This is a genomic window from Mesorhizobium sp. ArgA1, from assembly GCF_053714375.1.
Genome location: NZ_JBSKBQ010000017.1, coordinates 94,263 through 102,353 on the forward strand (window position 1 = coordinate 94,263; position 8,091 = coordinate 102,353).

Below are 8,091 nucleotides of genomic sequence, written 5' to 3' on the forward strand. Positions count from 1 at the left end.
AAGCTCTGCCGAGCGTGCTCCCCTCGTCGTAGAGGCCGGATGAGCAGGTACCGCGTCAAACCACTCTGACGTAGCTGGTCATGCCGGTTTTCTGATGCTCGATAATGTGGCAATGCAGCAGCCAGTCGCCGGGATTGTCGGCGACGAAGCCGAGTTGCACCTTCTCATTGGGCTGGATGAGATAGGTGTCGGAGATGACAGGCTGAACCTGGCGCGTCGAGGACGACAGCACCTTGAAGCTCATGCCATGCAGATGGATCGGATGCGATTGCGGCGTCAGATTTTCCATATCGACGACGTAGCTTTTGCCGAGCTTCAGTTCGGCCAGCGGTGCTGTCGGGTCCGGCGTATCGCCCGGCCACGGCACCTTGTTGATCGCCCAGAAGGAGTAGCCAAGCGTGCCGCATATGCTGTCGCTCGGCACATTTTCCGCCGTGGCGCTGAGCGACAAGGCAATGTGCTGAGCGCTACCTAGATCGACCTCCGCAATCGGATTGACCTCCAGCGGTGCCAGGTCGCGCACATCACGTTTGAGAGAACTTCCTGTCGCCCGCAAAGTGGCCAGGATCTTCGGCTTGGTGCCCCTGACATCGCCCAGGCTGACGATCGCGCCCTCCTGGTCGGGCATGCGGATGGCGAGTTCCATGCGCTGCCCCGGTCCAAGCAGCAAGGCATCGGGCGCAAAACGCTGCGGCACCGGATTGCCGTCCAACGCGATGACTGCGGCTTCCCCGCCCTCGACCCGAAAAGCGTAGATGCGGGTGACATCTGTGATCGCGACCCGCAGCCGCACCAGCCCGCCGGCCGGCGCGTCGAATTGCGGCTGATCGAGCCAGTTGGCGGTGCGCACCGTGCCATAGGTGCCGGTCTTTGCGGCATCGCGCGGCCGAAACTGCTGGATGAACTGGGCATCGTCGCCGAGCCGCCAGTCGCGCAGATTGACCACCGCTTCGGCGTCGAATTTCGGATCGGCCGGGTTTTCGACCACGATCACGCCGGTCAGGCCATGGCCCATCTGCTCCAGCGTGTTGCAATGCGGGTGATACCAGAAAGTGCCGGCGTCGGGCGGGGTGAAGGCGTAGTCGAAATGATCGCCGGTGTAGACGTAAGGCTGAACCAGGAAGGGGACGCCGTCCATCTTGTTCGGAACGCGGATGCCGTGCCAGTGGATCGTCGTCGGATCGTCGATGCCGTTGACAAGGCGTGCCGCGAAAGGTTCGCCCTTTTTCATCCGCAGCACCGGCGGCATTCCAGCTTCGCCATACGTCAGCACATCGCGGGTCTGGCCGACATCCATGAACTTAGCCTGGATCTTTGCCGTCTTGAGCACCACAGGTTCCGGGCTGGCCGCGGCCCAGCCGCCGAGCCTGGCCATGGCTGCAAGCCCAACGCCGCTCGCCCCGGCAACCGCGGCCGTTTTCAAAAGCCGGCGGCGGGTGAGTAAGGTCATATGGCGCTCCGACTGAAACACTGCGCGTGACCTAGACTGGGACGGCGACCGGCGCAAATGCGGATATTGGCATATCGCATCTCGGTCATACCATGGCGAGCGATGACATTTGCTTGCGCACCATTGTGAACGCCGGCGTGGCCACCCCCTTCATCCGCACCCGATGCGCGGCTCGGGTCTCAATGCAGTTCGGCGAGCAGCGCCTGTGCTTCAGCGAGGTTCTTTTCGGAGCCGGCGGCAAGCTCGTCCATCTTTTGCGCCTTGAAGATGACTAGCGCGTCCTGACAGGCGGAGATGGCTTCCTCGGCAAGCGCCTTGTCCTTGCGGGCGGCGCCCAGATCGACCAGCACGTCGCACAGGCTGTCCTGCGTAAAGGCGACAGCCGGCACAGCCTTGATCTTCTTTTGCACCACGATCGCCTCGCGCAGGATCATCGAGCGATGAGACGTCGGCATCGATGGGGGACCAGATAATTCTCGCCGCCGGCTTCGATGCCGTGGCCCGAATAATAGATGATGGCGACATCGGCGCCCTCGGCGTCGTCGACGAAGCCTTCGAGATCGCGCCGCAATTTGCGCGCATCGCGGTTGGTGGCGACATCGGTCTCGAAGCCGAGCTTGTCGAGCATCTCCTCGATGGCGCGGGCGTCGTTTTCCGGATTGGGCAATTTGCCGACATGTTCATAGTCGGATTGGCCGATGACGAGCGCCACGCCTTTCAGCGCCTTCGGTTCTTGCGCCGCCGCAGGCACAAGTGCGCACAGGCACAGCAGCAGTGCCGCGGCCGCCGCCGCGCACGTGCGCCCCATCGCACCTGCTGTTCGCCCCAAAAGCATCGTCTGGCCCCAAAACCCGGCGGTATCTTCCTCAGGCGAGATGGCATCATGATGACCGGCCCATGGCAAGTCCTTCGGCGAGCCGTGTTCTTGTTGTGAGCAATGCGCCGACGCCGGCTGGCTTTCAGCATACGAGCGGCTAGTGTTCAGCATGAGGCAACCGATACGGCAATTCCGGCCTGACGGTTTTCAGGGGAGGTTTGCGATGACAACGGACTATACGCCGAAATTCGATCTGGCCGGCAAGGTGGTGCTGGTCACCGGCGCCTCGCGCGGCATCGGCCGCGCCTGCGCATTGGCCTGCGCCGGCTCGGGCGCCGACATGATCGTGGGCGTCCGCAGCAAGGCCGACGGGGCGGAACTCACTGCCGAGATCGAGCGTATCGGCCGGCGAGCGCTGGCGGTGGAAATGGACCTGACCGATCTCGCCACGGTGCGAACAGCCGTTGCAGAGGCGCACGCCGCCTTAGGCCGCATCGATGTTCTGGTCAACAATGTCGGGCTCGGGCCGGAAAACCTGGCCGAGAACGTCACCGAAGCGGATTTCGACCTGACGGTGAACGTCAACCTCAAGGGCACGTTCTTCACCACCCAGGCGGTGGCAAAGCTGATGATCGCGCAAAAATCCGGGCGCATCATCAACATAAGCTCGCAAGCGGGCACGGTGACGCTGAAGGGCGAAGCGATCTACTGCATGAGCAAGGCAGCGATAAATCACCTAACCCGCTGCCTGGCGGCGGAATGGGCGCAGCACGGCATCGCCGTCAACAGCGTGGCGCCGACCTTCATCTGGACTGACGGCACGCGGCCTTCGCTCGCCGAGCCGGAGTTCCACGCCCATGTGCTGGGCCACATCCCGCTCGGGCGCATCGGCGACCCGATCGACGTCGCCGGAACCGTGGTGTTCCTGGCCTCGCCGGCGGCATCGCTGATCACGGGCGCCAACATTCTGGTCGATGGCGGCTGGTCGATAGCGTAGAGCGCCCGACGTCAAAAGCGCCGCCGGCGCGCCGGCCGAATGGATGGCGCCATTGGGGACGGCGACCAGACCCACAGCTGAGAAGCGGCCTTCGCGCCGGTTCTATCTGTTCGGCATCGTCGAACGCAGAAGCGTCTGCATATGCACCGGAAGGTCAAGTTCGCCGCGTGCCTCTATCTCCAGGAGATATCGAGCCTTGGCCAGGCCATCGCCTTCTTCAACCGCGGGATAAGCGCAGATGGCCAGCAACGCGTTCTCCTCATCCCGGCTCGCTCTTTCACGGTCGGAGCGGTTAGCGCGCACGTCGCGAACGACCTTGCCGAACGCGACGTAAGCTGCTTGGTGGGTATCGATCAGCTCTTGCAGGTGATTGGACGACTGCTGGCTTTGTGGCGATGGCGTTGCGACGGCGGCTCTCGCCACAATGGCCGACGTGACAACGGCGCCACCGGATTGAAACAGCAAGGCGCGGCGATTGATCCTGGACGTGACACTATCTCCTCTTCACGCAATGGCAGGCGCAATGTGGTGCGACGAGCACCATCGGCACCGTAACACGACGGTCTGCGCGTTTTTGTCAGGATGATGAAATGGCCACGCGGCGCTGAGGCCGTTGGGCTGCTCGCCTCGGGTTGCAATGACCTCCGGCGCCACGCGCCAGAGGTCGGAAAAGCGGGAGGTCGGATCATGATCGTCACCTCCGCCGGCCGCGGCGCGGTGTTCCTACTTGATCACGATCGTCGCGTTCGGGATCTTGACGCCGTTGCTGCCCGGGAAGGCGCCAAGAAACGCCTTCATGTCATCGATGATGGCGATGACGCGCTGGCGGCTGTCGACAAAGTTGATGTCGTCGGTGGCGGTTGCAAGCTTGGTCGCCGGGTTGATGCAGCCGATCGACGACAGGAAGCCACGGCCCGGATGCATCAGGATCCCGACCCGTTTGCCGGTCGGCAGCAACAAAAGGCCGGGGCGCTTGAGCGCCGCCGGGTTGACGTTCGACGTGTAGCCGATCGTCACATATTTCGCGCCGGCCTGGGTGAACACATTATAGGTGCCGGCCTCGACACAGCGATTGTTACCGGCAGTGCTGTTGTCGCCTGGACCTTTCGTTTCGGCAGTCACTCCGGAAAGACCGGCGACTTTGACACCGTCATGAAAGACTTCGTATTTGCCCACTGTTCTGCGCTTCACGCCTCTGGTCTGCTCACCAGTACGCGTAATCCTCAATTCCCAATTCTTGGCCATTTCATCCTCCCCGCCCTGTTAAAAATCGTTGCTCAAGACATCAATAAATTCGAGCGCGTCGGCAATAATGTGTTGCCGATTGCGATTGCTACACAGAAATGTTGCTTTCGGACTGTGAGTTTGTTCACTCCAGAGCAAGAACTTTCGGCCGCACGCCGGCTGGAGCGAAGACATGGCGGCCGGGAGTGACTTTGCGATCTTCGAACACCGGCCATGAATTCGGATGCGCACGTCCTGCCGCCGTGCAAGGCTGGAACCTGTTGTCAGACGGCCGTTATGAAACGAAGCGAGCCGCCAGTCTTGTGGCCTGATAGACGTCACGGTTGAATGGCTTTGCCCGACGCTGTCCGGGCCTTTAGTGTTATCCCCGCACGAAGCGAAGCACTGTATGTCACGGGTATGATGTGGATCGCATCCATTTGACCGAAGGTGCGGCCGGCGCCGACGCCAGGCCGTGGAACAGCATCGCCGACAGCCTTGCCGGCGACTGGACGGTCCGCCGCACGATCATCGATTTCCTTGCCGGTGCGACATACAATTTCACCGGCAACGCTGCCGTCACTGCCGATGCATTCACCGAGCGCGGCGTCATGCAAATCGGCGCTCATGCGATGCCGGCGAGCAGGGCCTACCGGCTCGATCGGCGCGACCATTCGATCCGGATTCTTCGTGCCGACGGCAGCGAATTCATCCTGCTCGAGCCGAAGGCTGCGCAAAGCGTCCAGCATCATTGCGGCGCCGATGTCTATGCCGGGCGGTTCTTGTTTCGCGGCCCGGACGAATGGGCCGAGGCGTGGCGGGTCAAAGGCCCGCGCAAGAATTACGCGAGTCTCAGCCGGTTTCGTCGCGTGGGCGATAGAGAGACGGAGGCCGGCCGATCTCACCCAGCCGTCCACCGATCGTTGAGACATTGGAATGGTGCTGCGAGAGAGGATTGAACTCTCGACCTCTCCCTTACCAAGGGTAGTTGCTAAAGTGTACTTGGCTTGATTTGCAGGGCTTCGCAAGCGGTCATGTTTTAAGCTTGCACGCATTCTGTACGGTTTCGGTTTTCGGAGTCTTTGAAATCCAAACCCGTCCTTCCTATGTAAGTGCGGGTTCAAAAAGGTGGGTCAAAAATGTCTGAAGCCGTTCACATAGTCGGCGATACCGAAAAGGGTGAGATGCATAGGTCGATGACGCTTGGGTCCGCGGCGGCTAGCCTGGCCGGGCTGTTGGCGGCTTACGCAGGCTCGCGTTTCGGTCCGTACGACTACTATGCCTTAGTATGCTTCATCTTTGTGATCCCAATGAACCTCGGGGTATATTTTGCGGCTCATTCGACGGTTACCTCCGTCGTTCGTTATCCCGCGGGCACACAATATGCGTTTGGATGGGTGATTGCAGTTTCCGCCTTTGTCACTGCGATAGGCTACGCGCTTCTTATCGCCAGTTTGAATATCTGGCTTGGGGTGTTTTTCATCTCGTGGGCGATAATGGTTCCGATCTTGATTTTGATCTGGTGCGCAACGTCCTTTGTTCCGGTGCAAAACCAGGTCACTCCCTCACAAGAACAGACCTAACCGACGCGTGCCTAAGCTTCGGCTCGCCGCGCAGGCACGGACGCCGTATAGCCAGGGCGCAGCCATTTGACGTCCGACTCGGCAACGGCCTTGGGCAAGCCTGCGGGTGGTCGTAGGCACGCGCTCACTCTACCCCTGCCACCTAAATGCCTTGAAGGGCGTCTTCGACACCGTGTGGCACGGTCACGTCCACCCCGGTTCGCCCAAAAGCTGAAAAGCTTGCCGTGGACCTGGTCAGCGTGTTTCAGAGCGGCATGACCGACGAGACCATGCTGCTCATCGCGGCGAGGGCTCGGTGCCAGCCCACGCTAAGGCTGGGTAAGGCTAATCGCCTTGGATGCAGTCTTCGCAGATGCCCGTCCAGCCGGAGTCTATGCCGGCGTTAAACGGCCTGCCCGCAATGAACACAGCGGTCGGGGCCTGAACGCGGGACCGATTTCTTGGTATTGGCGTTTGCGTTCTTGCGTCGGCTCAGTTCTTTAGCCGCTTCCTCGGCGGTAAACCCGCTCTTTTCAGCCATGTTTTGTCTCCCTCAACGCCGCCACTTTATCACGGCGGCCGAGAAAACAAAGCGTGCCTCAGTGGGGATCAAAACCCTTACAATGGCGGCTGACTGTGCACATATTCATATTTGGTAATTCTGGCGGGGCGTTGGATGGTAGACCTAGGATTTCTCGACAAGTTTGAAGAATACTATGGCAGGCGCGCGGCGAAGGGATTTGTGGGCTTGGCGGCTGGCGGCGCGGTGGTGGTAATCCTAGGGGGCGCCTGGACTTATGTGAGCCCTGTGGTCATCTGGGCGAACACCGATGGCATAAGTTGGACCGAGTTTGCGTTCCGAGTGTTCAGCTTCCTCCTCTCTGTGGGTGCTCTGATATCCGTAGGCACGGTGTTCGCGCAGGCAGCCGAAACGCGAGCCCGGCAGCATCAGTTTCTCGCCGACTTTGAGACCATGACCGAAAAGCTGGTGAATTTCACATCGGGCTTGGACAAAGCGATTGGCCTTCAGGAGGAGACGATGGCCATTTACGAGGAATCGGTTGGTATCCTCGAACATTTGAAAGACAAGCAGGCAGCCCAATCCCTTCGCGACACCATGAAGAAGAGCAAGGAAAACCGCGACGGAATGCAACGCATATCCAATCAGGCTAGGGAAATGCTGGTGGAGTTCACCAAGGGCCCATATCCTCCCGCCGACCAGCCCACGAAGAAGCCGTTGACGATTGAGAACGTTGCTCCCGATAGCCAGCCGAACGTCGCCAAGAAACGCAGAAAGTGACGGCAGACCAGATTCCAGCTCTCACCTGTCGATAGAAACCCCGGCTCTGCCGGGGTTTCGCTTAATGGAAAACAGACGGGCCTGCCGCCGTTCGGCTCAGCGGTCGGCTTCAATCGTCTGCGCAAGGCAGCACAGCGGCGGTCAGACCATCTTTGCCATTATCTTGGCCATATCCGCCGCATCGAACGCTCTCAATGTTGTCGTCGTCGGCTTCGGCAATCGCCACAACATCATGCTGACCAAGCGTCCACAACAGGGTGTGAACCTTGATGCCGTTCTTGCTGGCCATCGCCTTGAAGGCCTCAGCACGTTTCTGAGTATCCTTTATGCTCTTGATACCTTGATCTGTGAAATTCGAGAGCAATACGTAATAAGCCATTTGTTCCTCCCATGGTGGGAGCGGGCGGGCACTCACGGCGCGTCCGCCGTCTCCCGGAACTACGATATCACGAGTCAGGTGCGCGAACCACTTGAGGCAAGCAAGGCCATGCCTTGCAATTCAAGGGCTTCAATGATTTCAAGGAGATAAACTGGTGCTGCGAGAGAGGATTGAACTCTCGACCTCTCCCTTACCAAGGGAGTGCTCTACCACTGAGCTACCGCAGCCGCTGATGGCGGGGCTTCTGCCATATCGAACCGTCAAGCGCAAGGCATCTGTGAAAGGCTCAGGGCAATCGGGTGAGTTAACACGTGACATATGGCGCCAGTGCTGAATCTGTGAGTCCCCAATTGATTCGATTG

12 protein-coding genes and 2 tRNA genes are annotated in these 8,091 nt (G+C 60.2%); 5 read left to right on the forward strand and 9 right to left on the reverse strand.

Translation table 11 applies throughout. The features are described 5' to 3' along the window. Positions 1–55 precede the first annotated feature (55 nt). The 3 genes from ACWGTI_RS26810 to ACWGTI_RS26820 all read right to left on the reverse strand — a co-directional run bounded on the left by ACWGTI_RS26810 (position 56) and on the right by ACWGTI_RS26820 (position 2,258). Positions 56–1,450 (reverse strand): multicopper oxidase family protein, encoded by a 1,395-nt coding sequence (locus ACWGTI_RS26810; protein ID WP_454589907.1) that lies wholly within the window; start codon positions 1,448–1,450, stop codon positions 56–58. Between the two features lie 179 nt (positions 1,451–1,629). Next, entirely contained in the window at positions 1,630–1,905 is a 276-nt protein-coding gene (locus tag ACWGTI_RS26815) for a hypothetical protein (protein ID WP_454589908.1), read from the reverse strand. After that, the gene (locus ACWGTI_RS26820) at positions 1,881–2,258 is read right to left on the reverse strand and encodes a caspase family protein (RefSeq protein ID WP_454589909.1); all 378 of its coding nucleotides are present in this window, start codon (positions 2,256–2,258) and stop codon (positions 1,881–1,883) included. The genes ACWGTI_RS26815 and ACWGTI_RS26820 overlap by 25 nt, the downstream gene beginning before the upstream one ends. Positions 2,259–2,490: 232 nt before the next feature. On the opposite strand from ACWGTI_RS26820, the gene ACWGTI_RS26825 reads away from it, so the two are divergent. Continuing rightward, complete coding sequence (locus ACWGTI_RS26825) at positions 2,491–3,264, forward strand: SDR family NAD(P)-dependent oxidoreductase (RefSeq protein ID WP_454589910.1); 774 nt, start codon at positions 2,491–2,493, stop codon at positions 3,262–3,264. A 102-nt stretch (positions 3,265–3,366) separates the two neighbouring features. Here the strand turns inward: ACWGTI_RS26825 and ACWGTI_RS26830 are convergent, their stop codons facing one another. Then, the gene (locus tag ACWGTI_RS26830) at positions 3,367–3,729 is read right to left on the reverse strand and encodes a hypothetical protein (protein WP_454589911.1); all 363 of its coding nucleotides are present in this window, start codon (positions 3,727–3,729) and stop codon (positions 3,367–3,369) included. A 258-nt stretch (positions 3,730–3,987) separates the two neighbouring features. After that, positions 3,988–4,386 carry a hypothetical protein gene (locus ACWGTI_RS26835; protein ID WP_454589912.1) on the reverse strand — a complete coding sequence of 133 codons (399 nt, stop codon included), beginning with the start codon at positions 4,384–4,386 and terminating at the stop codon, positions 3,988–3,990. A 30-nt stretch (positions 4,387–4,416) separates the two neighbouring features. On the opposite strand from ACWGTI_RS26835, the gene ACWGTI_RS26840 reads away from it, so the two are divergent. After that, a complete protein-coding gene (locus tag ACWGTI_RS26840) occupies positions 4,417–4,698 on the forward strand; it encodes a hypothetical protein (protein ID WP_454589913.1) in 282 nt (93 codons plus the stop codon). Between the two features lie 230 nt (positions 4,699–4,928). Beyond that, complete coding sequence (locus ACWGTI_RS26845; protein ID WP_454589914.1) at positions 4,929–5,447, forward strand: DUF6314 family protein; 519 nt, start codon at positions 4,929–4,931, stop codon at positions 5,445–5,447. Here ACWGTI_RS26845 and ACWGTI_RS26850 read toward each other — a convergent pair. Continuing rightward, positions 5,426–5,518: transfer RNA gene (locus tag ACWGTI_RS26850), tRNA-OTHER, on the reverse strand. The two genes, ACWGTI_RS26845 and ACWGTI_RS26850, sit on opposite strands and share 22 nt — an antisense overlap. 109 nt (positions 5,519–5,627) lie before the next feature. Here ACWGTI_RS26850 and ACWGTI_RS26855 point away from each other — a divergent pair. Beyond that, on the forward strand, positions 5,628–6,071 hold the full coding sequence (locus tag ACWGTI_RS26855; RefSeq protein ID WP_454589915.1) for a hypothetical protein: 444 nt from the start codon (positions 5,628–5,630) through the stop codon (positions 6,069–6,071). Positions 6,072–6,453: 382 nt separating this feature from the next. Here the strand turns inward: ACWGTI_RS26855 and ACWGTI_RS26860 are convergent, their stop codons facing one another. Beyond that, positions 6,454–6,591: a hypothetical protein gene (locus ACWGTI_RS26860; RefSeq protein ID WP_454589916.1), complete on the reverse strand. Its 138-nt coding sequence runs from the start codon at positions 6,589–6,591 to the stop codon at positions 6,454–6,456. A gap of 135 nt (positions 6,592–6,726) precedes the next feature. On the opposite strand from ACWGTI_RS26860, the gene ACWGTI_RS26865 reads away from it, so the two are divergent. Beyond that, positions 6,727–7,350 carry a hypothetical protein gene (locus tag ACWGTI_RS26865; protein WP_454589917.1) on the forward strand — a complete coding sequence of 208 codons (624 nt, stop codon included), beginning with the start codon at positions 6,727–6,729 and terminating at the stop codon, positions 7,348–7,350. Positions 7,351–7,459: 109 nt separating this feature from the next. On the opposite strand, the gene ACWGTI_RS26870 is transcribed toward ACWGTI_RS26865, so the two are convergent. Together ACWGTI_RS26870 and ACWGTI_RS26875 are read right to left on the reverse strand one after the other, a co-directional pair. Beyond that, a complete protein-coding gene (locus ACWGTI_RS26870) occupies positions 7,460–7,729 on the reverse strand; it encodes a GYD domain-containing protein (RefSeq protein ID WP_454589918.1) in 270 nt (89 codons plus the stop codon). Between the two features lie 152 nt (positions 7,730–7,881). Beyond that, a tRNA-Thr gene (locus ACWGTI_RS26875) sits at positions 7,882–7,956 on the reverse strand. Positions 7,957–8,091 lie beyond the last annotated feature (135 nt).

Excerpts from the sequence above, each read along its gene's own strand:
- ACWGTI_RS26810 (WP_454589907.1), bottom strand. The coding sequence starts at position 1,450 with ATGACCTTACTCACCCGCCGCCGGCTTTTGAAAACGGCCGCGGTTGCC.
- ACWGTI_RS26815 (WP_454589908.1), bottom strand. The coding sequence starts at position 1,905 with ATGCCGACGTCTCATCGCTCGATGATCCTGCGCGAGGCGATCGTGGTG.
- ACWGTI_RS26820 (WP_454589909.1), bottom strand. The coding sequence starts at position 2,258 with ATGGGGCGCACGTGCGCGGCGGCGGCCGCGGCACTGCTGCTGTGCCTG.
- ACWGTI_RS26825 (WP_454589910.1), top strand. The coding sequence starts at position 2,491 with ATGACAACGGACTATACGCCGAAATTCGATCTGGCCGGCAAGGTGGTG.
- ACWGTI_RS26840 (WP_454589913.1), top strand. The coding sequence starts at position 4,417 with ATGAAAGACTTCGTATTTGCCCACTGTTCTGCGCTTCACGCCTCTGGT.
- ACWGTI_RS26855 (WP_454589915.1), top strand. The coding sequence starts at position 5,628 with ATGTCTGAAGCCGTTCACATAGTCGGCGATACCGAAAAGGGTGAGATG.
- ACWGTI_RS26860 (WP_454589916.1), bottom strand. The coding sequence starts at position 6,591 with ATGGCTGAAAAGAGCGGGTTTACCGCCGAGGAAGCGGCTAAAGAACTG.
- ACWGTI_RS26865 (WP_454589917.1), top strand. The coding sequence starts at position 6,727 with ATGGTAGACCTAGGATTTCTCGACAAGTTTGAAGAATACTATGGCAGG.
- ACWGTI_RS26870 (WP_454589918.1), bottom strand. The coding sequence starts at position 7,729 with ATGGCTTATTACGTATTGCTCTCGAATTTCACAGATCAAGGTATCAAG.